This window comes from Lachnotalea sp. AF33-28 (genome assembly GCF_003477885.1).
Classification (GTDB): Bacteria; Bacillota; Clostridia; order Lachnospirales; family Lachnospiraceae; genus AF33-28.
On the sequence record NZ_QUEE01000007.1, the window covers coordinates 189,411 to 213,435 of the forward strand.

Genomic DNA, 24,025 nt, shown 5'->3' on the forward strand with positions numbered 1-24,025 from the left:
CTTGTTCAATAGGAAAATGCAGTATGTTTGGAGGCGCACTATGAAGAGCAGACGTGAAAAATACCGCCGTTTTTTAAAAGTAGTTCTGGGAGCCACCCTGGTTTTCAGTTTGTTTTATTCTCATTATTATCTTGAAACCATGATACCGAACCGCATCCATGTGGTGGTGGATGAGGAGGGTACCTTTAATTTCCGTCTGCCTGTAGGAGGAACATTAAAAAGCGACAGCGAGGAAGTGCTGCTGGGTGCCAGTTCCAATATTCCGCGGGATCAGATCGATCTGACGCTGAATGAGAACTTCAATGTATACTCCGGGTCTCTGGGATCGTACACGTTAAGCTTAAAGCTGTTTGGGATTTTTGATTTTAAAGATATCAATGTGGACGTGGTGGAGCAGAAATATGTGACGCCCGGCGGCATGCCCATCGGCATTTATCTGAAAACCGACGGCATCATGGCCATCGGCACAGGGAAGGTCACCGACTTAAACGGGGACAGCCAGGACCCGGCCTATGGGATCATAAAATCGGGCGATTACATCGTCAGCGCGGACGGCACAGCGCTGGAGGAAAAAGAGGATTTAATCCGGGCCGTGTCGGGCTGCGGCGGAGAGGATGTCGTGCTGACGATACGCAGAGATGAAAATCTGATGGATGTGAAAATCAAGCCGGTATGCACAGGAGAAGACGACTATAAGATCGGCGTTTGGGTGAGAGATGACACTCACGGTATTGGCACGCTGACCTTTATGGATGAAGACGGAGGATTCGGCGCGCTGGGCCACGGCATCAGTGACTCCGACACCGGGCAGGTGATAGAGATCGAAGACGGCCTTCTCTACAGGGCGCAGATCCACTCCATCATCAAAGGAACCATAGGATCGCCGGGGTCCATGGCAGGCTCCATCGATTACAGTCCTGACGCGCTGCTCGGTGAGATAAAAGGCAATACGGATACGGGAGTGTACGGAAAAGGCAGCCAGAACCTCAAAGATGCTTTAAGCTCCAACGTTATCCCCATCGGCTACAGCCAGGACGTAAAGCTGGGAGACGCATCCATACTGTGCTGCGTGGACGGACAGATCCGTGAATATGGGATACAGATTATCCGCCTGGATTCGCCCAATAAAAAGACCAAGAGCATGGTGATCGAGGTAACAGATGAGAGGCTCAAAGAGATCACCGGAGGCATCGTCCAGGGTATGAGCGGCAGCCCGATCATCCAGAACGGGAAACTCATCGGAGCAGTAACCCATGTATTTGTCCAGGACTCCACCAGAGGATATGGAATCTTTATCGAAAATATGATGGAGCATTAAGCCCGGGGAGGACAGGAGTAAAAAAGGATGCGAAGCAAGCTTGCTTGTAAGAGCATCCTTTTTGCGAGTGGACTATGCGGCGAAAGCGTTTCAACCGATGGTGCGCGGAGCGGGCCAGCGGTTGTCGCCCGGACGGGGGCACGATGTAAGCCTGCCAGGACAATAGTTTAAAACGAATAGTCAATGCTCAATCAAATAAAGAATTTTCTTTGCAATCGCAAACATTATCGCCCGATATAAAGAATGATGTTGGGGTCAAATAGACCGCATATAGTACTTTGAAAATTTCGCTTTGAAAATTTCACACAAACCTGGCTGGATGTTACCCACTGTCTTTGGTATAATATCAGGAAAGGAGGACAGCATAATGGCTTTTAAAACAAATGATTCACAACAGTATTCGTTAACTGACAGCATGAATAATCTTACATCCAGAGAATTAAAGGCTCTTGAAAAATCCTGGGCAAAAGTTTTTGCAGAAGAGATCTTCCCGGCAATTGCAGACCGGATCTAAGTGATTTTGGAAGATGCGGATAAACTGCTTATATCATGTGGCCAGGAGTATGTCACAGAGTATCAACTGCTTGTAAGATGTCTTTCAGAGCAGACTATTGTGGAAGATGCCATTCGCCGTCTCAAAATAAAAGAGGATGGCGGAATGGATTCTTCTGTTCTGCAAAACCCTTCCGATCCGGATGCCACGTTCCGCGAAAAAGCAGGAAGGCTTCTATGCCGGATGCGAATGGCCGCCGCTTGACAAAGCGATTGGGGTGAATATGCTGGATATGGCAAATTAGCAATAAATTGCCCTAAAGATTCATAGGGGGGTATTGACAAAAATGTTTCCTCTATACGAAAAGTATAATTTCAAAACAAACTTGCGAAGAACGAGGGTGTGCCGAATGGTGCGCCTTTCGTTTTTTAGCAAGGGGACGACTTTACGTAATCACTTTCAAAAAATGAAAATATTTACGTTTTTGAAATCAGCATCTTGCATATACTATTTTTTGACTGTATAATATAAACGGAAGTTCTATTTCAAAAATTAAAAAAATTTCGACTTTTGAAAGTGGGTGGATACATGAAAACGATTGTAAGAAGTAATTACCTCGATAGAATGATTGAGTTGAATGGTACACCGGACATCAAGATCATTACCGGCATCCGTCGTTCCGGGAAGTCCAAGCTGATGCAGGCATATATAGACTATCTGCAAGTAAATCAGGAGAATATCAACATTATCTTCATTGACTTCATGGATTTGGAGTTTGAAGAAATGAAAGAATATCATGCACTTCATTCTTATGTAGAGCAACACTATGTGGCAGACAAAAATAATTACCTCTTTGTTGACGAGGTTCAGATGTGTCCCAAATTTGAGTTGGCGATCAATAGTCTTTATTCCAAAGGAAAGTACGATATCTATGTGACTGGTTCAAATGCTTTTCTACTGAGTGCTGATTTGGCAACCCTATTTACGGGGCGATATATTGAAATTCATGTGTTCCCGTTCAGTTTTAAGGAATACTCTCAATATTACGATGGTGTCACCGACAAGGATAAGCTATTTGATGAATATTCTTTCAAAGGCGGTCTTGCAGGTTCCTATGCATATTCTAATGACAGGGATAGGATCACTTATATCAAAGAAGTCTATGAGACGATCGTTACAAGGGATCTGGTACAAAAATATACCTTGACGGATACAACGGTTTTACAAAGATTGAGCGAGTTTCTAATGGATAATATCAGTAATCTGACTTCTCCGAATAAAGTCAGTCAGCTTCTGAAGGCAAACGATGTGGCTACAAGCCATGTTACCGTGGGCAAATACATCAAGTATCTGTGCAATGCTTTCGTTTTTTATGATATTAAGCGATATGACATCCGAGGCAAAAAGTATTTGGAAAGTTCGGAGAAATTCTATCTATGTGATACCGGAATTCGTTATGCTATTTTGGGCAGTCGAAACATGGATTACGGCAGAGTTTATGAAAACATGGTCTGTATTGAACTTATGCGTCGAGGTTATGATGTTTATGTTGGAAAGCTATATCAAAAAGAAATCGACTTTGTAGCCCAAAAGGGCAGCGAGAAAATTTATATTCAGGTCAGTGACAATATTTCCGGACAGGAGACATTTGAAAGAGAGGTTTCATCGCTACTACAAATTCGGGATGCGTACCCTAAAATGATCATAGCACGAACCAGACATCCCAAATACAGCTATGAAGGTATTGAGATTCACGACATTGCAGATTGGCTGTTGCAGAAATAGAATTTTGAAGCTTAAAGCAGAATTGATGTGTTAAAAATATAAACAATTACGGATTGAATATAGCAGTTTTAGACTTCGGTTTAGGGCTGCTTATTTTATGAAAGGAACTGATGGAGAAATAATCATTGATAACTATCCATGATTTCCTAAAATTCAAGTCTTTTGAAGATCGCATCAAATGACCTATGTATTTGTCCGAGACTCCACCAGAGGCTATGGAATCTTTATCGAAAACATTATGGAGCATCGACCCCTCGAACAGCAGACGGATAGAGGGGTAGAACGGACTTATAAACTGCCAATAAAGCAGCACATGACAGGGCAGAGTACGGTCCTCATTGGGATCCCTTGATGCCCGCCGGTTCTTACGCTGCGTAGTTTGCAGCGTTAGAACCGCTGCGCGCATCACGGAGCGAGAGCGTGTCCCAATGAGGACCGTACTCTGCCCTGTCATGTGCGGGAACATCGCGGCGGCATATAGAGTTCGTCTGCCAACTTTTCTATTGCGAATTTCGACAAAATCATCGCCGTCTTCTCTATCAAATGAATCAAAACTCCGCCCTGAAACCTTAAAAACTTTTATGAAGTGTAATAATCTGTCGATTGCTGCGTTTCTATTGCGTTGCATGGTCTGATTTCAGTCTATATAATTATTATATTTTCATAAAAAATTTATAATTTGACTCAGAGGAGGAGTAGTATGTCAAAACTAAATGTAGCAATTGCTGATGACAACGAAAAAGTTTTGCAGATGCTTGACGATTTATTGAGAAATGAAGAGGATATCCAGGTGGTGGGCACCACGAATGACGGCGAGACAGCCTGCGATATCATCCGGGAGAAGCAGCCGGATGTGGTGCTTTTGGACATTGTAATGCCCAAGCTTGACGGCCTGGCCGTCATGGACAGAGTCAGCCATGATCCTGCCATGAAAAAGATTCCGAGATTCATCGTGATATCCGCCATCGGGACGGATTCGATCACCGAAGATGCGTTCAGGCGCGGAGCCAATTACTACATAATGAAGCCCTTTAATGGGGAGACGGTGTTAAGCCATATCAAACGGATCGGCCGGATGCAGCAGAGCGGCAGGCTGGAAAAGAGAAAGGTCAATGCGTATGAGAGTGAAAGTGGATACGCAGAAAGAAACCTGGAAACGGATGTGACCAATATGATCCACGAAATAGGGGTGCCAGCCCATATCAAAGGCTACCAGTACTTAAGGGATGCGATCATACTGTCCGTACAGGATATGGAGATGCTCAATTCTATTACGAAAATCCTATATCCGACCATCGCGAAGAAGCATCAGACCACGCCCAGCAGGGTGGAGAGGGCCATCCGCCATGCGATTGAGGTAGCCTGGAACAGGGGCAAGATGGATACAATTGATGAGCTGTTCGGCTACACCATCAATACCGGCAAGGGAAAACCGACCAATTCGGAATTTGTGGCCCTGATTGCGGATAAAATCAGGCTGGAATACAAAAATAAACTCTAATCAGAAAAGATTACTGGAAAAAGTAAATATAATACTTTCATTCAAAGCAGAAATCAGGTATAATTTTATTAAGGCGTTTTCACTAAAACAGCCCGTTGTTACCTGCCGTATGGTTTCGGTAACAACAGCGGGCGAAGGGATTAAATATAGAGCGCAGGAGGTTTTTGTATGAAGAAGGTATTATTTATAGCTTCAGAAGCCGTGCCTTTTATTAAGACAGGGGGCTTGGCGGATGTTGTTGGGTCCTTGCCGAAATACTTCGATAAAGAGGAATTTGATGTCAGAGTCATGATCCCCAAATACAGCTGCATCAAGCAGGAGCTGAAGGATCAGATGCAGTATGTATCACATTTTTATCTGAACTTTGACAATCAGGACCGCTATGTCGGCATCATGACCATGGAGTTTGCCGGTGTCACCTTCTATTTCATAGATAATGAGGAGTTCTTTACGGGTCCTAAGCCATACGGAGACTTTCTGTGGGATATCCAGAAATTCTGTTTCTTTGATAAGGCTGCGCTTTCCGCACTGCCCGTGATCGGATTCCAGCCGGATATCGTACACTGCCATGACTGGCAGACCGGCCTGATTCCTGTGCATCTGAAGGATAAATTCAGAGAAGGCGAGTTTTTCTGGAGCATGCGATCCGTCATGACCATACATAACCTGAAATTTCAGGGTGTCTGGGATATGAAGACGATTCAGGCCTATTCGGGCCTTGCGGATTATTACTTCGCACCGGATAAGCTGGAGGCTTACGGCGACGGAAATATGCTGAAGGGCGGTTTGGTTTACGCGGATAAGATCACGACTGTCAGTGATTCTTACGCGGAAGAGATAAAGATGCCATTTTACGGGGAAGGGATGGACGGGCTGATGCGAGCCAGATCCGGAAACCTTGCGGGGATTGTCAATGGCATAGACTATAATGAGTTCGATCCGGAACACGATCCGAATATCCCCTATAATTATAACGCGGTTACCTTTCGCAAGGAAAAGGTGAAAAATAAGACTGCTCTGCAGCAGGAGCTGGGATTGGATGTGGATCCCAAGAAGTTTATGATCGGAATTGTATCCAGACTGACTGACCAGAAGGGTCTGGATCTGATTCAATACGTTATGGATGAAATGTGCAGTTCTGATGATCTGCAGCTGGTGGTGCTGGGAACCGGAGACGAGAAATATGAAAATATGTTCCGCCATTTTGCGTGGAAGTACGGCGGAAGAGTGTCCGCCAATATCTATTACTCCGAACCCATGTCACACAAGATCTATGCGGCCTGTGACGCATTTTTGATGCCGTCGCTTTTCGAGCCCTGCGGCTTGAGCCAGCTGATCAGCCTGCGTTACGGTACGGTACCGATTGTGAGGGAAACCGGAGGACTTAGGGATACGGTGGAACCTTACAATGAGTATGAAAGCAAAGGCACCGGATTTTCCTTTGCCAATTACAATGCCCACGAGATGCTGGGGATGATCCGGTATGCAAAACATATTTATTACGATAAGAAGCGGGAATGGAATAAGATTATAGACCGCGGCATGGCCAGGGATTACTCCTGGGCCAGCTCCGCGAGAAAGTATGAAGATCTGTACCGCTGGATGTAGAGCCCGCATGGCCTGCGTCCGATGAGAAATTGTAAAAAACCCGGAATCCGTACTGGACTCCGGGTTTTCTGGTACAGCGTTGCACCTGGCAGGCGCATGTCCCGCAGAAAACGGATATTAACATTTCTTCTTCCAGATCATATACCGGATGAACAGCGGAATTTCGGCGGCTACCCATGCTAACGGGCTTGCCAGGCAGATCGCGGGATATCCGAAAGACCCTGCCAGCACGATGGCCACGAAGATGCGCGTAACCATTTCGGCGCCGCCGGCCATCATCGGCACCATCGCGCGGCCGACACCCTGCAGCGCGTTGCGGTGCAGATAGAGCAGGGACAGGGCGATGAAAAAGACTGAGACCGTGCGCAGATAGGTGTTGGCATAACCCAGCACTTCTTCGGAAGGGTTGGACAGGAACCACTTCACGATGCTGCCCCCGAACACCACCGAGATAAACGCGGCGAACGCGGTGGCCAGGACGGCGATCCAGGTGCCCTGGCGAACCCCTTTTTTGATCCGGTCATAGCGTCCTGCGCCCAGGTTCTGCCCGCAGTAGGTGGCGATGGTGGTGCCAAGCGTTACCATGGGCTGCGTGGTCAGCTGTTCCACCTTGGATGCGGCCGTATAGGCGGCGACCACGGTGGATCCGAACCGGTTGATCGCGGTCTGCAGGATCATGACCCCGATGGCCGTGATGGAGAACTGCAGAGCCATCGGAAGCCCCACCCCAAACAGCCGCTTCGCGCTGGTAAAGCTGAACTTCCAGTCGTCCCGTTTAAGCTTTAAGATATCGAACTTTTTAAACATGTACATCAGACAGAGCAGCGCGGATACTCCCTGGGCGATGACGGTGGCCCAGGCCGCGCCCGCGGCACCCAGCTTCAGCGTGACTACGCAGAAGAGGTCCAGAAGCACATTCAGGACGGAGGAAAGGACCAGGAAATAGAGCGGCGTCCTGCTGTCGCCGATGCCTCTTAAGATGGCGGAAAGCACGTTGTAAAACATCGTGCATCCCATGCCAGCAAAGATGATGGTCAGATAGGCGGTCGCCTGATCCAGTATGTTTTCCGGTGTCTTCATCAGCACCAGCAGAGGCCGGGCGGTGAGGACCGTGATAACGGTCAGGATAACGGTGACAATCATGCTCAAGGTAAGGGACATGGCCGTATAGTGGCGCAGCAGCCTGGTATCTCCCGCGCCGAAGGCCTGGGAAATAAGCACACCGAAGCCGCTGGCAATCCCCATTGCAAAGCCCAGCACCAGAAATACCACCGAGCCGGTGGACCCGACGGCGGCCAGCGCATCTTCACCGACGAACTGGCCGACGATGATGGAATCCACCATGTTATAAAATTGCTGAAATATATTTCCGATTAGCAGCGGAATAGAAAATGCGATCAGAATCTTCATCGGGCTGCCTGTGGTCATATCTTTAGTCATGAAAGTATCCTCCCTGTATGCGGATCATAGTGAGATTTTGTACACGGACGTATACTATCACTAAAGTTATTTAATTGCAATTATAAAAAACGGCTTACGAATACGATTTGTGATAATTATGAGAAAAGCGGGCCGGAGAGATTTATCCGTTGTTGATATTTTGTTGATAATTCGATGATATACTGCTATGGTGCCGTAGTAGACGGTGATGGAACCGCCGCCGGCGGCAGAAAGGATGACAGGAATATGCAGAGCAGACTTTTAATTGTGGACGATGAAGCGGGCATTGTAAACCTGCTGAAAGATTACTTTGAACTCAACGGCTATGCGGTGGTGACGGCAGCAAGCGGTGCACAGGCCCTGGAGAAAGTGTCCTGCGGACCGGATTTGATCCTGCTGGATATCAACATGCCGGATATGGACGGGCTGACCGTATGCAAACGCATCCGGGACTTCGTCACGTGTCCGATCCTCTTTCTGACCGCCAGGGTGGAAGAAATGGACCGCATTAACGGTTTGATGTGCGGAGGGGATGACTACATCCTGAAGCCGTTTTCCATAGATGAGCTTGGGGCCAGGGTGCAGGCACATCTTAGAAGAGAGCAGCGGGGGAGAAACGCAAGCCATCTTAAATTTAACGATGGGCTGACCATCGACTACGGAAAACGCTGTGTTTACTGGAACGGGGAGGACCTAGGGATGGCCAGAAAGGAATTTGACATCATAGAGCTTTTATCCATGAACCGGGGACAGGTGTTTGATAAAGAGCGGATCTATGAAAAACTCTGGGGATGGGACAGCGAGGGGGAGAGCTCCGTGGTGGCGGAGCATATCCGCAGGATCAGAGCCAAGCTGGCCAGACGTACCGAGAAAACATATATTGAAACAGTCTGGGGGGTGGGGTACCGATGGAACGAATAAGAAATCTTTCATTTCGCACGACGCTTGTATTATATACGGCAATTACGGCTGTCTGCTGCGTAATTCTCTGCTCCGTACTGATTAACAGCGCCTATTCGGTCAGAAACACACTTTACCGGAATTATTACCACAAATATTTTCTGACGGAACAGCAGTTTGAAAACTATTATGACGTAAATCCGATCCGGATCACCATTTATCAGGAACAGATGAGCTCCAATGAAAGGCTGGCCGTGAATATCTGTGATTTCATAGAGACGTGGTCCCTTTTTATCGTTCCAGGCATAGGAATTGTGGTGGAAGCGGCTCTGTTTTACCGCAATAAACTGAAGAGGCCGCTGGAGGCGCTTAAGAAGGGAGCGGACCGGATCGGCAGCAATGATCTGGATTTCACCATTCCCTACCACAATAAGGACGAACTGGGACAGCTCTGCGACAGCTTTGAGAAGATGCGTCTGCAGCTTTTGGATAACCAAAGACAGATGTGGGCCATGGTGGAGGAACGCAAAAAGCTCAATGCCGCCTTCGCCCACGATCTGCGCACGCCGCTTACGGTGCTTAGGGGATACGCAGACCTGCTGAAAGGCTATATACCGCAGGGGAGAATTTCCCAGGAGAAACTGATGGATACGCTGGATATCATGTCGGACTATATCGGGCGGCTGGAACGCTATGTGGGGACGATGAAGGAAGCACAGAGCCTGGATCAGATCGAGCCCGAGAAAATCTATATGAACGCGGGGGTACTGGCGGATAAACTGGAGCATGCGGTAAATGCCATGAAAGACCGGCGCCTAAGCTTTATCCGGAATATAAAACAGGATAAAATCCTGCTTGCGGATGAAGCCATCCTCCTTGAGGTGGCGGAAAATCTGGTGGGCAATGCGCTGCGCTACGCCGTGCAGAGTGTGAGGGTGGAATTCCGTGTGGATGAATGGGGCTGCCGTCTCATTGTGACCGATGACGGCAAAGGCTTTGACGGCGAGGATCTTAAAATGGCGGGAACGCCCTATTATCGCGGAGAAAATAAAGAACCCGACAAAAAGCATTATGGCATGGGCCTGTATATCTGCCATGTGCTCTGTGAGAAACACGGGGGATTTTTGACGATCAGCAATCAGGCGGAAGGCGGAGCCAGGCTGGAGGCAGTATTTTAAAATCCTGGAGTAGATAAAAAGTTGATAATTGTCTTCTATACTGTCTTTACAACCAGCGGGGCAGCGGACTCTGCAAAAGCTGATTCCCGCGAAAAGCAGAAAGGAAGAGTTAAATATGGAAGATCAGGAGATAAAGATCAGTCATCTCACCAAATACTACGGCAAAAAACTGGCGCTTGATGACGTCAGCCTCACTATACCTCACGGAATGTTCGGACTGCTGGGAAGAAACGGAGCAGGAAAAACGACGCTGATGAAAACACTGGCTGCACTTCTTACAAAAAACAGCGGAGAAGTTAGCGTATGCGGCATACCGGTGGAGAAGGCGGCCAAGATCCGGAAGATCACAGGATACCTGCCCCAGGATTTCAATATGTACCCGAGCATGACCGTTTATGAGGCGATGGATTATCTGGGCGTGCTTTCCGGCATGGATAGGGCGGGCAGAAAGCTAAAAATCCCGCAGCTGCTTGAAAGAGTGAACCTGTCAGGGAATGAGCGGACGAAAGTGAAAGCGCTCTCAGGCGGTATGCGCAGGCGTCTGGGCATCGCACAGGCGATACTCCACGATCCGAAGGTGCTGATTGTGGATGAGCCGACCGCCGGCCTGGACCCTGAGGAACGCATCCGCTTCCGGAATCTGCTAAGCGAAATTGCCGAAGAACGCATTGTTATCCTGTCCACGCATATCGTAGGCGATGTGGAAGCGTCCTGCGAGCGGATCGCCGTGCTGGACGAGGGAAAGCTTAAATTCAACGGCACCGTGCAGGAGCTCACAAAGCAGGCAGAGGGTAAGGTCTATTCGGTGGATATCCCGCGCCAGAGCTTAAGTGTGCTAAAGGAGCGGTATAAGATCACCGGCATGCTGACCATGGGAAACCGTGTGACCGCCAGAATACTGGCCGATGAGCGGCCGGATATGGCGGGCGCCCTGTGCGAACCCAATATGGAGGATGCGTATATGTATCTGATGGAAGGGGGCGCATGCAGATGATGAGCCTGTTTCAGAAAGAATGCGCACAAATTATAAAAAGTGTGACCTACCCTCTGTATGTTGTTGTGCTTGTAGCTTTTCTGATGTCGCAGATCGGAGAGCTGAAGATGATGGAGGAGCCTAAGCCGGGCCAGGCAGATTACGGCTGGACGAAGTCGAAGGACCAGCAGATGATCATGACCGATGCGGTCAATACGATGGCGCTGGAATGGGTGCAGAACTATTATACCGCATATCCCTTTGGATTTTATAAGAGGGTGAGCATAAGCGAAAGCGATCAGAAGGCGGTCGGAGAAATACTGGAAAAGGTCACAGGACTTACGCAGGAAGAGGTACGGGAGAAGGTCACGGATTATCTGGATGATGTAAGTCTCCCCGATGAGTACGGACTGTCTGCGGGAGAGGAGCCAAACCTGGGAGAGGACGGAGCGCTCGCGGCCGGCGGATCGGATGGGGAGATACAAGACTTTCATGATCTGCCCGCGCAGGAAACCCCTCCTGATGAGGAACTGCCCCCGGTTGAAATTTCCGGATCGGGCCTGGGTCTTACACCGTCGCCGTCACTGACCTATGAACAGTTTGGAGAACTGATGGATGAGGCGGATAAACACATCGGAGGCGGTTCCAATTACAGCAAATCGTTCCGTGAAAACCTGATCGTGCCCGCCACCTATGAGGATGCGCTGGCGGAGTATCAGGAGCTTATAGAAAAGGATCAGGTAACCAGGGCGTATGCCCGGCTGTTCTGTGACTACGCGGGTATCATGCTCGGTATTCTCCCGGTATTTGTGGCGGTGGCCAGAGGGCTGAAGGACAGGAGGCATGAAATGCAGGATCTGATCTATTCCCGCAGCATTTCCACCGTCCGCCTCATATTGGTAAGAGCCTTTGCTATGCTGTTTTTACTGCTTTTGCCGGTGCTTCTCTACGCAGGATTTATGACGGTCAAATTTGCCGGACCGGGTCGTGATCTGTCGGCGTTTTTGGTGTACAGCCTCGGCTGGCTGGCCCCGACCGTATTGGTGTCCATGGCTGTGGGCATGTTCCTGACGGAACTGACCGATACACCCATCGCCATCGCGGCGCAGGGCGTATGGTGGATGTACAGCATGTTTTCCGGGCTGTCCATGATGGACGGCGGTTATGGGATGAACCTGATGCCCAGGCATAACGATACGGGCGGAGCCGATATTTTCCGGGAATATTTCGGAACACTTGCGTTTAACCGCATATTCTATGCGCTGCTTGCGGTTGCACTGATCGCGGGAACCGCATTCATATACGACAGGAAAAGGAGGGGACGCTATCATGGACTTCGCAAAATGCGGAAAAATCGCGGCGGTGAATCTGAAGCATAATCTGGTATGGCATATACTGTTAGCTGCCGCATTCCTGTGCATCGCCCCTGTGTTTTTTGGAATGACCAGGCTGGATCCCGTCAATACGGCAAAGCTTTTGGAGAACTTCGTGGTGCTCACAGGCATCATCCTGCTGGTTCCCTACGCGCTGCCGGAGCAGAACCCGCAGGTACGTGAGGTGACTTCTTCCAAGTATACTTCCAGAGCGCTTGTCTATCTGGTGCGGGAGCTTACGGCGATACTGGCGCTGATTACAGTGACAGCGATGTTCCTTATGGTGCTGAAAGCCGGGGAATGCGAGTTTAACATGGGCCGGTATCTGTTCGCCACGGCTGCTGGGGCGCTGTTTCTGGGCGGGCTGGGGGCGCTGGCCCATGCGGTGTCGGATAATATCGCGGTGGGCTACATGGTGCCCATAGGGTTTTATGCCTTTACGATGTCAATGAAACCGGAACAGCTGAAGATATTTTATCTCTATTCCCTTTCCTCGTTAAACAGCATGACGGAAAAGTACTGGCTGGCCGCCATGGGATTACTGATGATCGCCGCCAGCATACTGTGGAGACAGAAAAGACGCGTATAGACAAGAAAAAGAGAGAACCGTGCACAAAAATAAAAAGAAATAAGAAAAATAGACCCTTTTTTCCAGAAAATCACTTTACTAGACAGGGAATTATGATATAATATTGAAAGGACTGGACACCCCTCGGGTGTCCAGTAGATATCTCAAATGAAAATGACAGGCGCCACCTGTCAAAATCAAATTCAGGAGGTACTAACAGAATGGCAAAATGGGTTTATTTATTTAAAGAGGGCAGCGCGGATATGCGCAATCTTCTTGGTGGCAAGGGAGCCAACCTGGCGGAGATGACAAACCTCGGTTTACCGATTCCCCAGGGCTTTACCGTTACAACAGAAGCTTGTACGGATTATTACAACAATGGAAAGGCTATATCCGATGAAATCCAGGGACAGATCTTTGATGCATTGGCAACATTAGAGGAACTCCAGGGAAAGAAATTCGGCGACACAGAGGATCCGTTACTGGTTTCCGTGCGTTCCGGTGCGAGAGCATCCATGCCCGGCATGATGGATACCATCTTAAATCTGGGTCTGAATGACGTAGCGGTAGAAGGCTTTGCAAAGAAGACCGGCAATCCGAGATTTGCATATGACTCCTACAGAAGATTTATCCAGATGTTCTCCGACGTTGTTATGGAGATGAGCAAGACCTTCTTCGAAGGCATCCTGGATGAGATCAAAGAAGCGAAGGGTGCGAAGTATGATACGGACCTGACCGCTGAAGATCTGAAAGAAGTAATCGCAAGATATAAAGCCATTTATAAAGAAAAAATGGGCGAGGAGTTCCCGCAGGATCCCAAGGTACAGCTGATGGAAGCCGTAAAGGCTGTTTTCCGTTCCTGGGACAACCCCCGTGCCATCGTATACAGACGTATGAACGATATCCCGGGCGACTGGGGCACCGCTGTTAACGTTCAGGCCATGGTATTCGGCAATATGGGCAATACCTCCGGAACAGGCGTTGCGTTCACACGTAACCCTTCCACAGGCGAAAACGGCATCTACGGCGAATACCTGATCAACGCACAGGGCGAAGACGTGGTTGCCGGCATCCGTACTCCTCAGCCGATCACCAAACTGGCAGAGGACCTTCCGGAATGCTATGAAGAATTCATGAAGATCGCTCATAAACTGGAAGACCACTACAGAGACATGCAGGATATGGAGTTCACGATTCAGGAAGGCAAACTGTACTTCCTGCAGACACGTAACGGCAAGAGAACAGCTCCGGCTGCGATCAAGATTGCCTGCGATCTGGTGGACGAAGGCAAGATCACACCGGAGGAGGCTGTATGCAGAATCGAAGCCAAATCCCTGGATCAGCTGCTGCATCCCACCTTTGATCCCGCCGCTCTCAAGGCCGGCGAAGTGATCGGTTCCGCTCTGCCCGCTTCTCCGGGAGCTGCAGCAGGTAAGGTATACTTTACCGCTGACGAAGCGAAGGCTGCTCATGAAGCAGGCAACAGAGTTGTGCTGGTACGTCTGGAGACCTCTCCGGAAGATATCGAAGGCATGCATGCTGCAGAAGGCATCCTGACCGTGCGCGGCGGTATGACAAGCCATGCTGCAGTAGTTGCCCGCGGTATGGGAACTGCTTGTGTATCCGGATGCGGTGAAATCAAGGTGCATGAAGAAGAGAAGTATTTCGAACTGGGCGGACATACGATCAAGGAAGGCGATTATATCTCCCTGGACGGTTCCACCGGCAAGATCTACTTAGGCGATATCAAGACCGTGGAAGCTTCCGTAGGCGGAGACTTCGGCAGAATTATGGCATGGGCTGACCAGTTCAGAACCCTGCATGTAAGAACAAACGCGGACACTCCTGCGGATACAAAGAACGCTGTGAAGCTGGGGGCGGAAGGCATCGGCCTGTGCCGTACTGAGCATATGTTCTTCGATCCGGAAAGAATCCCGAAGATCCGCAAGATGATCCTTTCCGATACCGTAGAGGCGAGAGAAGAGGCGTTAAACGAGCTGATTCCTTTCCAGAAAGGCGACTTCAAGGCTATGTACGAGGCGCTGGAAGGCCGTCCGATGACCGTTCGTTACCTGGATCCGCCGCTGCATGAGTTCGTGCCCACCGATCCGGAGGACATCAAGGCTCTGGCAGAGGATATGGGACTGACACCCGAGCAGGTGAAGGCAAAATGCGACGAGCTGCATGAGTTCAACCCGATGATGGGCCACAGAGGATGCCGTCTGGCAGTGACCTATCCGGAAATCGCCAAGATGCAGACAAGAGCGGTTATGGAAGCTGCCATCGAGGTGAAGGAAGAGAAGGGCTACGATATCGTGCCTGAAATCATGATCCCTCTGGTAGGCGAGAAGAAAGAGCTGAAATTTGTCAAAGACATCGTGGTTGAGACAGCCGAGCAGGTGAAGAAAGAGAAAGGCTCCGATATCCAGTACCATATCGGTACAATGATCGAGATCCCGAGAGCTGCTCTGACCGCTGATGCGATCGCTGAGGAAGCGGAGTTCTTCTCCTTCGGTACCAACGACCTGACACAGATGACCTTCGGCTTCTCCCGTGACGATGCGGGCAAGTTCCTGGATTCTTACTACAAGGCTAAGATCTACGAGTCAGATCCTTTTGCAAGGCTGGATCAGACAGGCGTAGGACAGCTGGTACAGATGGCGGCGGAAAAAGGCCGTAAGACCAGACCTGACATCAAGCTTGGCATCTGCGGCGAGCACGGCGGAGATCCTTCTTCCATCGAGTTCTGCCATAAGGTAGGATTAAACTATGTATCCTGCTCACCTTACCGTGTGCCGATCGCAAGACTGGCAGCGGCTCAGGCGGCACTCAATAATAAGTAGGCGAAAGCCGTTTTGAAGTATAAGGGGCTGCCGCACCTATGATTTTTCAATCACTGGTGCGACAGCCCCTTATTTAAAATGGTTGACCTGATTGTATTATATAGGTATAATATGTACAGAATACTACTATCCAAACTTGTGAAGGAGGTATCATTATGAATATTCGTCCATCCGCAGCAATCCGTCAGAACTATAATGAGATTGCTGATTTGTGCAGAAAGACCGAAGAACCGATTTTCCTTACCAAGAATGGTGAGGGGGATTTGGTCGTTATGGACATTGGAACTTACAACCGCAGGGAAAAAATGCTGAAGCTCCGTGAAGAACTGCTTGCCGTCGAGGAGGACAGGATGCGTGGAAGCAAAGGCTACTCTGTTGATGAAGTTACTGCGATGATGCGTAGTGCGATCAAGGGGGCGGCAGGTTGTGGAACAGCAGAATAAATACCGTGTGATTGTATCGGAACGGGCAGCACAGATGCTCGTTTCACATGCCGCATTTCTGGCACAGGTTAGCACAGAAGCGGCGGAACGGCTGACAGCGGAGTTTGAAAAGACTGCAAATTCATTGGGGCTGATGCCACAAAGGTGCCCATGGCTCACAGGGGACTATATTCCCAGAAATGCCTACCGTTTTATTCTGTTCGAAAAACGATACATGATAATCTTTCAGATAGCAGATGATATAGTCTATGCCGATTATGTGGTGGATTGCAGACAGGATTATAGTTGGCTCATTCGATAACAATAAAACAACAAAGAGAAAAAAGCGGCGAAAGCCGCTCTTTCGGACTAAAGAAAAAGTCCCGGGCATCTTCCGGGACTTTTTTTGTACAATAAGGTGCGCCCAGAAATACGACTTATTGAACATACAGCAAACATATGCACGGTTTAAGAATAACCGACTCAATTTTCAGGATACTAATAGGGATGACAAACTATAACGGTATTTTATATGGAAATGGAGGATCTCATGCAAGAAGAAATGATAGAACAGCTCAATCGGCAGATCAATCTGGAATTCTTTTCCGCCTATTTTTACCTGGATGTGGCCAATTACTACACTGCAGAAAACCTGGACGGCTTTGCCAATTGGTTTTCCATACAGGAGAGGGAGGAAAGGGACCACGCATTTTTCTTTATCCGCTATCTGCAGGATAACGACTGTGAGGTGAGGCTTAGCGAGATCGCGGCGCCGCACAGGCAGTACGCGGGATTTGAGGAACCCTTAAAGTTAGCATACAGCCACGAAAAGACGGTCACACAGCGCATACACGATCTGTATGATCTGGCGTTTACACAGAAGGACTTCCGCACCATGCAGTTTCTGGACTGGTTTATCAGGGAACAGGGAGAGGAAGAGAAAAGTGTGAAAACCATAGGAGATAAATACACCCTGTTTGTGAACGACCAGAAAAGCCTGTATATGCTGGACGGCGAGCTTAAGACCAGGGTATACACTCCGGCGGCACCGGCAGACGGCACCGCGCCGGCAGCGCTTGCCTGACGGATTATGCGGCACGCCCTGTGCCACAGGCAGCGGACCCGCATCAGATCGACAGTACAGAGAACAAAAAAGAAATGAGGGATGTTATGAGTCAGATCAGACTGCCGGAAACAAATGAAAACGGATACTATGAGATCCGTCTGGAGAGCATCGGAGGGCTGGGCGCCAACCTCTGCGGAAAGCTTCTGGGAGAACTGGGCGCCGTATATCTGGGGCTGAATTCAGCCAGCTTTTCCAGCTACGGATCCGAGAAGAGAGGATCACCGGTCAAAGCATTTATCCGCTGGTGCGGGGAGGATGAGGAGATCCGCATCAACAGCCCTGTGGAAAATCCGCATATACTGGGGCTGTTCCATGAAGCCATGGCCGGAAAACAGCCGGTCATGGCGGGCGTTACTGAATATACAAAGGTGATTGTCAATACGGACAGCACGCCGGATGAGATGCGGGAGAAGCTGAAGCTTCACGCCGGAGAGCTCTACTGCGTGGATGCTTTGAAGATCGCCATGGAAGCAAAAAGCAGGATCAATATGGTCATGCTCGGAGCCATTGCGAAAGCCTCAGGTTTCATCCCGATGGAGGCAATCGAGCAGATTATCAGAGATACGGTGGGAAAGAAATATCCTCAACTGTTGGAGTGCAATCTGCTGGGTGCCAGGTTAGGATACGAGAGCGCTTGGGGAAAGGCGTACCGGGATGACGGAAAATATGAAGCGGTGCCTTATGAGGAAACAAAGAACCGATGGGGATATGAAAATGCGCCCATAGGAGGCGTAAATCCCCGCTTTGGAAGCACGGTGTCCAATGACCTTTCCGCGTCCAGAGAAGGTTATATCCCGCTCTTTATTCAGGAGCGTTGTATTAACTGCGGTCTGTGCGACACCACCTGCCCTGATATGGTGTTTCAGTTTAAACCCGGGGAGTATAAAGGCAAAGCAGCCATGGTAAATGCCGGCCTGGATTATCACCATTGCAAGGGCTGCCTGCGCTGTGTGGAAGTGTGTCCAACCAACGCGCTGGTGGCAGGACTTGAGAGGGAACATCCGGATAAACAGTGGTTTGTCCGCAATAAGGATCTGATCGTAGACCGGCTGGAATTTGAGGATGCGGGCGCTAATTCATGGGTGACCAGCGAATCCTATCTGGACGAACGCAGAATTGAAGGAGGGGTGGTATGATGAAAGAACAGAAGGTGCTGTTTGAGAGCGGTAATGAGCTGGCGGCTTATGCTGCCAAACAGATCAATTATCATGTGATGGGATATTATCCGATCACTCCGTCCACACAGATCGCCGAATCTCTGGATGCAATGAAGGCGGAGGGCAGACATGATATCTCCCTGATCGCCGCAGAGGGAGAACACAGCGCGGCCGGCATCTGCTACGGGGCCTCTGCGGGGGGCGGACGTGTATTTAATGCTACCAGCGCCAACGGGCTTTTGTACGCCCTGGAACAGCTGCCGGTGCAGTCAGGAACCAGATTCCCGATGGTATTGAATGTGGCCTGCCGCACGGTATCGGGGCCGCTGTCTATAAAAGGCGATCACAGCGATATCATGTATACGCTGAATACAGGATGGATCATCCTGTTTGCCGATACGCCCCAGGCTGTTTATGACATGAATATCTGTGCGCTCAAGATCGCGGAGGCGGTAAAGCTGCCGGTTATTGTAGCTTTTGACGGATTTTTCACCAGCCATCAGAAACGCCGCTGCCAGGTGTTTGCACAGGATGAGGATGTGAGAGAATTCCTGGGCTCCTATGACGCCGAATACAGCGCACTGGATCTGGAGCATCCGGTTACGATAGGCTCCTATATGAACGAACCGGATCTGCTGAATAACAAATATCAGCTGCATCTGGCGATGGAGCAGGCGAAACAGGAAATACCGAAGGTGTTCAACGAATATGCGGCTATTTCAGGACGGTCCATCCATGAGGCGGAGGGATACCGGAATGAGGATGCCGAGATCCTGCTATTTGTGCTGGGATCAAGCTTTCACACGGCTAAAGCCGCTGCGGACAGGATGCGGGAGCGCGGGGTGAAGGCCGGTGTGATTACCTCCCATTTGCTGCGGCCGTTTCCCAAAGAGGCTCTGTATGCCCTCTGCGCCAATGCTAAGACAATCATGGCCGCGGACCGGCAGGACAGCTACGGAGCCGGAGGCGGCAATATGACGCTGGAGCTGAAAGCCATGCTCCAGGAGCACGGAAACACCAGCCGCGTATTAAGCCGTATCTACGGCCTGGGCGGACGCGATTTCTATGTGGATGAAGCGGTGGAGATGCTGGAGGAATGTCTGAAAAAAGACAGCAGCACATTTGATTATTTCGGCATCTATCCGGGGGATTCCTCCCTGGAGATACAGCAGTATTTTGCACCAGTCAGTGAGGAGAAATCTTCGCCCGGGTTGACAACGGCTGCGGTGGATCCGTCGGGCAGAGCTGTTGTAAAGGGCGGCAGAGTCAATGAAACCACGGCCATGCCCAAGCGACTTGCGCCGGGCCACGGTGCCTGCCCGGGCTGCGGGATACCGGTCAATGTCAATCTGCTTCTTAGAGGCATTGAGGGAAATGTGGTGCTGCTGTTTCAGACCGGCTGCGGCATGGTGGTCACCACGGGATATCCCAAGACCGCCTTTAAGGTGCCTTACGTGCATAACCTGTTTCAGAACGGGGCCGCAACGCTTGCCGGATTGGTGGAGATGTGCGCCCAGCGACAGAAGCGCGGTGAATTGGCGGAAGGGGATATCACCTTCATCATGGTCAGCGGGGACGGCGGCATGGATATCGGCATGGGCTCTGCTATCGGGACGGCATTGCGCAACAACCATCTGATTCTGCTGGAGTATGACAACGGCGGCTATATGAATACCGGTTATCAGCTCTCCTATTCCACCCCTATGGGTGCTAAAAGCTCCACCTCGCATGTGGGTGAGAATCAGTACGGAAAGCAGTTCTTTCATAAGGATACGCCGCAGATCATGGCTGCGACCAACATCCCCTATGTGGCTACAGTGGCGGAATCCAATCCCACGGATTTTATTAAAAAAGCCGCAAAAGCGAAAGCATATGCAAAGCAGTCAGGTATGGCCTATCTGAAAGCGCTGTCAGCCTGCCCGCTCAACTGGGGCGATAAACCCAACAAAGAGCGCGGCGTGATCGGGGCGGCGGTGGACTGCTGCTATTTTCCTCTTTACGAAGTCGAAAACGGCATAACCACTATAAGCTATGATCCGGAGGCCAGAAACAAAAAGATTCCTGTGGCGGACTGGTTTGCGCTGATGGGAAGGACAAAGCATATGACAAAGGATGCTTACCGGGACATTATGGAAGCGATCCAGGAGGAAACGGACAGGCGGTGGGCGAGGCTGAAAGCGAGGGCGAAGGACCCGCTGCTGTAAATAGAACTTTCAATGTTACTATTCGCTGCTTTATCAGCAGACGTTAATAGTAATCTTTCAACCCCACCAATTACTGTGAAATTGGACATTCACAAAAAACAGTATTTATGCTATAATCGTTTTGAAAAACGGTTATTATTCAACGGGATCCCTATGAGGATTCTGCATTGGCACCTGCTGTTTTATCAGCAGCTGTACAGTTATTGAAATGATTCATAGTTTTGTAACAGTTCAAATGGCGGAAAAATTGGTGTAAGGGCAGACGTTTAGCTTGCTTATAAGCCTGCTTGCGCACCAGTTTTTACACCGGATGGACGTCACATTTTTACCGGTTTTTTCTGTCAAGAATGTGCGCCGTCTGAACTGTTACATTATTTTATAAAATTTTTTAAAAGAAGGTTGCAATCAGATGCAGAATGAAATATCCTTGACAGACAGACAGACAGACAGACAGACAGACAGACAGACAGACAGACAGACAGACAGACAGACAGACAGACAGACAGACAAATTAATATATTTCCGGATACATATAAAACACAAAAAACACCATTAAGGACAGAATGGATTCTGTCCTTAATGGTGTTTTTTTATTTTTAACATCCGAAGAGGGAGGTTTGAAAAGATGAGTTTGTTTTTACAAATCGTGGCGGTTTTGATATGTTTCGGTATGTTTTTTGGCCTTTTCCATGAAATGAAAAAGAAAAGACTGTCAGAAAGCAGCGCCTTGCTGTGGCTGCTGGGTGTGATCGGATTGCTCGTCCTGTCCTGTTTTCCGGGCATACTCAACTGGGTTGCGGGACTTCTGGGAATATGGTGGGCGCCGGCAGCGCTGATTTTCTTTGCGCTGGTGGTCATTATACTGATCATTTTTTTTCATACCATATCGATTTCGCAGTTGGAGTCCCAGGTGCTTGAATTATCGATGCAGGTAGCGCTGCTGAAAGATCAGAATGAAGAAATGAGTCATAAGCTGACGGACATGAATAAAGGGGAAACAGCATGAAAATATTGATATGTGGAGAATACGGAGTTTTTTGTAAAGAATTAATCAGCCGTCTCAAAAAAGAACGGCATACGGTATTTGTGATAACCGGGTCGGAGAAGCCGAGATTTCATAAACCGGCGGACGGAGTGTTTCAGGAATACAATTTCAGTTATCGCAGCAAAAGTATCAATACGGTTATGAAAAATGTGCAGGCCGACGTATTAATCATTACAGGCGCCTGCGATATCAAATATACCTGGCAGGACAAAAACCATGATTCGGTACGGTATCTGTCCGGCGTCACAAATCTTCTCATGTGCGCCAGGGATGCGGGAATCCGGCAGGTGATTTACTGCTCTTCCATGGGTGTTTATGAAGATTCACTTGAAGAGGTGATCACGAAGGAGAGTCCGTTGAAGGCGGATTCCGATGTCCTGCAGACCTATGTACAAATCGAGCACCTCTGTGATAAACAGCATGAAGGGGAGCGTTTCAGGATAACCAGAATTCGATTCCCGGAGGTCTATGGGGACTATCGGGCCTATGAATACGATATATGCTCCCGGCTGCTTCATGATTTCTGGCACAGCAGGGAGGTGCTGCTGGCGCCTGAGAAACAGCATAGGGTGATGTACGTCCGGGACGCGGTAGACGTGCTGATGCGGGTGTTTGCGGACGAAAACCGGGACGCGGTCTACCTGGTGCCGGGAGAGACTTTTACGGAGCAGCAGATAACGGATGAAATCAAATCGGTCGTCCCGAATCTGACAGCGGAGATAAAAAGTACGGAAACGCAGAGGCCATCCATACCGCTGGTGGAAGAAAACAGCCTGGAGGCGTTGGGATTTCGCGAAAAATATACGCTGAAGGCCGGGCTGTCCGAGTTTTACAGGGCATACGGAAAAGCACAGAATATGGAGGACGGTAAAGAAAGCCGTATGGCTGTTCTTCGCAGAAAGCTGTTTCCTCTTTTGGAAAATGTGGGTCTGTTCGCGGCTGCCACCGCGGTGGCCTTTTTGCTGCGGGATACCTGGGCCGGGGAACATATCAATTTTTATCTGTTTTATATGGTGATTATATCTGTCGTATACGGATGCGGCCACGCGCTGATTGCGAGCCTGTTTGTATTTTTCATCAGAGCTGCACAGATGCTTTCCGGCACAGCGGGCATAGAGTATACCGCTTTTATTGACGCGCTTCAGATACTTGTTGTGGGAGTTTCCGTCGGATATATGCGGGATAAGTACAAAAGAAAAAATGACGACCTGGAGGATGAGAAGAAGTATTTCCAGAGCGAGCTCGTAGATATGACTAAGATTTACGACGGAAGCCGTTATCTGAAAGAGGTCTATGAAAAGCGGCTGATGAGCTATGAGAACAGCATGGCCAGAATCTATGAGATCGCAAGCCGCCTGGACTCCTGGGAACCGCAGAAGGTAATCTTTGAGGCGGTGGATGTGGCGAAGGAACTGCTGGATATCGAGGATGTGGCGATCTATATGGCCGGAAAGAATGCGCAGTATCTAAGACTCATGGCCAGTTCCACGCCCCTTTCCAGAACGCTAGGCAAGTCCATCTGTGCGGATGAACAGTTCTTTATGCATGATGCGCTGGCGGAGCGCGCCGTGTACCGGAACAGGGAAATCGATTCGCAGCTGCCAAGCTATGCGTGCGGAGTTTTTACGGAGGGTAGTCTGACCGGCATTGTGATGCTCTGGACGAAGGAGCTGACCAAGATCAACCTGTACCAGTCCAACATGCTCGCCTTGCTGTGCCATCTGATCGAGGCGTCCATGAGCAGGGCAAAGGTATACTGGAATGAGCTGTCCGGCCAATACATCGAGGGCACTGGCATTCTGCAGGAAGCAGGATTTCAGAAGATGCTGGAACTGTGTAAACAGGGGCGCAGAGAGAATAAGGTTCTCTATACGCTGCTTCATGTACCGAAGGAAGCGCTGGACAAAGATCGGACGGCAGTTTATGAAAAAGCGGGCCGGTTAGTCAGAGAGACCGATTACATAGGGCAGACGCCGGATGGCCTTCGCATCATTCTGATGAATGCCAATGAACAGGAAAGCGATTATGTGTTGCAGCGTTTTCACAAAGCCGGTATTCCGGTAGAAATTATAAGCGACTGATGGGAGTTGA

At 49.4% G+C, this 24,025-nt stretch carries 20 protein-coding genes; 19 read left to right on the plus strand and 1 reads right to left on the minus strand.

What is annotated here, in order from left to right; all coding sequences use genetic code 11:
* Window positions 1-40: 40 nt before the first annotated feature.
* The 6 genes from spoIVB to glgA all read left to right on the plus strand — a co-directional run bounded on the left by spoIVB (window position 41) and on the right by glgA (window position 6,705).
* On the plus strand, window positions 41-1,318 hold the full coding sequence (gene spoIVB, locus DWZ56_RS11730; RefSeq protein WP_118556821.1) for a SpoIVB peptidase: 1,278 nt from the start codon (window positions 41-43) through the stop codon (window positions 1,316-1,318).
* 367 nt (window positions 1,319-1,685) lie between these two features.
* Entirely contained in the window at window positions 1,686-1,832 is a 147-nt protein-coding gene (locus DWZ56_RS22725; RefSeq protein WP_158584555.1) for a hypothetical protein, read from the plus strand.
* Window positions 1,833-1,968: 136 nt separating this feature from the next.
* Window positions 1,969-2,115 carry a hypothetical protein gene (locus tag DWZ56_RS22730; protein WP_158584556.1) on the plus strand — a complete coding sequence of 49 codons (147 nt, stop codon included), beginning with the start codon at window positions 1,969-1,971 and terminating at the stop codon, window positions 2,113-2,115.
* A 284-nt stretch (window positions 2,116-2,399) separates the two neighbouring features.
* Window positions 2,400-3,596 (plus strand): ATP-binding protein, encoded by a 1,197-nt coding sequence (locus DWZ56_RS11740; RefSeq protein ID WP_118556822.1) that lies wholly within the window; start codon window positions 2,400-2,402, stop codon window positions 3,594-3,596.
* Between the two features lie 700 nt (window positions 3,597-4,296).
* Window positions 4,297-5,097, plus strand: a complete 801-nt coding sequence (gene spo0A, locus DWZ56_RS11750) for a sporulation transcription factor Spo0A (RefSeq protein ID WP_118556824.1) — start codon at window positions 4,297-4,299, stop codon at window positions 5,095-5,097.
* 168 nt (window positions 5,098-5,265) lie between these two features.
* Window positions 5,266-6,705 carry a glycogen synthase GlgA gene (gene glgA, locus DWZ56_RS11755; RefSeq protein ID WP_118556825.1) on the plus strand — a complete coding sequence of 480 codons (1,440 nt, stop codon included), beginning with the start codon at window positions 5,266-5,268 and terminating at the stop codon, window positions 6,703-6,705.
* A 117-nt stretch (window positions 6,706-6,822) separates the two neighbouring features.
* Here the strand turns inward: glgA and DWZ56_RS11760 are convergent, their stop codons facing one another.
* Window positions 6,823-8,145 (minus strand): MATE family efflux transporter, encoded by a 1,323-nt coding sequence (locus DWZ56_RS11760; RefSeq protein WP_118556826.1) that lies wholly within the window; start codon window positions 8,143-8,145, stop codon window positions 6,823-6,825.
* A 246-nt stretch (window positions 8,146-8,391) separates the two neighbouring features.
* Here DWZ56_RS11760 and DWZ56_RS11765 point away from each other — a divergent pair, with 246 nt between their 5' ends.
* From DWZ56_RS11765 to DWZ56_RS11825, 13 genes are all read left to right on the plus strand, one after another.
* Complete coding sequence (locus DWZ56_RS11765; protein WP_118556901.1) at window positions 8,392-9,066, plus strand: response regulator transcription factor; 675 nt, start codon at window positions 8,392-8,394, stop codon at window positions 9,064-9,066.
* Window positions 9,054-10,223, plus strand: coding sequence for a HAMP domain-containing sensor histidine kinase (locus DWZ56_RS11770; protein WP_118556827.1), 1,170 nt, complete (start codon window positions 9,054-9,056; stop codon window positions 10,221-10,223). The genes DWZ56_RS11765 and DWZ56_RS11770 overlap by 13 nt, the downstream gene beginning before the upstream one ends.
* Window positions 10,224-10,338: 115 nt before the next feature.
* The gene (locus DWZ56_RS11775; RefSeq protein ID WP_118556828.1) at window positions 10,339-11,217 is read left to right on the plus strand and encodes an ABC transporter ATP-binding protein; all 879 of its coding nucleotides are present in this window, start codon (window positions 10,339-10,341) and stop codon (window positions 11,215-11,217) included.
* Window positions 11,214-12,575: an ABC transporter permease gene (locus DWZ56_RS11780; RefSeq protein WP_147369417.1), complete on the plus strand. Its 1,362-nt coding sequence runs from the start codon at window positions 11,214-11,216 to the stop codon at window positions 12,573-12,575. Before DWZ56_RS11775 ends, DWZ56_RS11780 begins: the two co-directional genes overlap by 4 nt.
* Window positions 12,526-13,158: a hypothetical protein gene (locus DWZ56_RS11785; protein ID WP_118556830.1), complete on the plus strand. Its 633-nt coding sequence runs from the start codon at window positions 12,526-12,528 to the stop codon at window positions 13,156-13,158. The genes DWZ56_RS11780 and DWZ56_RS11785 overlap by 50 nt, the downstream gene beginning before the upstream one ends.
* 200 nt (window positions 13,159-13,358) lie before the next feature.
* Window positions 13,359-15,980, plus strand: a complete 2,622-nt coding sequence (gene ppdK / locus DWZ56_RS11790) for a pyruvate, phosphate dikinase (protein WP_118556831.1) — start codon at window positions 13,359-13,361, stop codon at window positions 15,978-15,980.
* Window positions 15,981-16,135: 155 nt separating this feature from the next.
* A complete protein-coding gene (locus DWZ56_RS11795; protein WP_118556832.1) occupies window positions 16,136-16,423 on the plus strand; it encodes a type II toxin-antitoxin system Phd/YefM family antitoxin in 288 nt (95 codons plus the stop codon).
* On the plus strand, window positions 16,407-16,724 hold the full coding sequence (locus DWZ56_RS11800) for a type II toxin-antitoxin system RelE/ParE family toxin (RefSeq protein ID WP_118556833.1): 318 nt from the start codon (window positions 16,407-16,409) through the stop codon (window positions 16,722-16,724). The genes DWZ56_RS11795 and DWZ56_RS11800 overlap by 17 nt, the downstream gene beginning before the upstream one ends.
* Before the next feature lie 228 nt (window positions 16,725-16,952).
* Window positions 16,953-17,486 carry a ferritin gene (locus tag DWZ56_RS11805; protein ID WP_243095220.1) on the plus strand — a complete coding sequence of 178 codons (534 nt, stop codon included), beginning with the start codon at window positions 16,953-16,955 and terminating at the stop codon, window positions 17,484-17,486.
* A gap of 86 nt (window positions 17,487-17,572) precedes the next feature.
* Window positions 17,573-18,664: a 2-oxoacid:acceptor oxidoreductase family protein gene (locus DWZ56_RS11810; protein ID WP_118556834.1), complete on the plus strand. Its 1,092-nt coding sequence runs from the start codon at window positions 17,573-17,575 to the stop codon at window positions 18,662-18,664.
* Window positions 18,664-20,889, plus strand: a complete 2,226-nt coding sequence (locus DWZ56_RS11815; RefSeq protein WP_199679596.1) for a thiamine pyrophosphate-dependent enzyme — start codon at window positions 18,664-18,666, stop codon at window positions 20,887-20,889. Before DWZ56_RS11810 ends, DWZ56_RS11815 begins: the two co-directional genes overlap by 1 nt.
* A gap of 625 nt (window positions 20,890-21,514) precedes the next feature.
* Window positions 21,515-21,895, plus strand: coding sequence for a DUF2304 domain-containing protein (locus DWZ56_RS11820; protein ID WP_118556836.1), 381 nt, complete (start codon window positions 21,515-21,517; stop codon window positions 21,893-21,895).
* Entirely contained in the window at window positions 21,892-24,015 is a 2,124-nt protein-coding gene (locus tag DWZ56_RS11825; protein ID WP_118556837.1) for an NAD-dependent epimerase/dehydratase family protein, read from the plus strand. Before DWZ56_RS11820 ends, DWZ56_RS11825 begins: the two co-directional genes overlap by 4 nt.
* The last annotated feature ends 10 nt before the right edge of the window (window positions 24,016-24,025 follow it).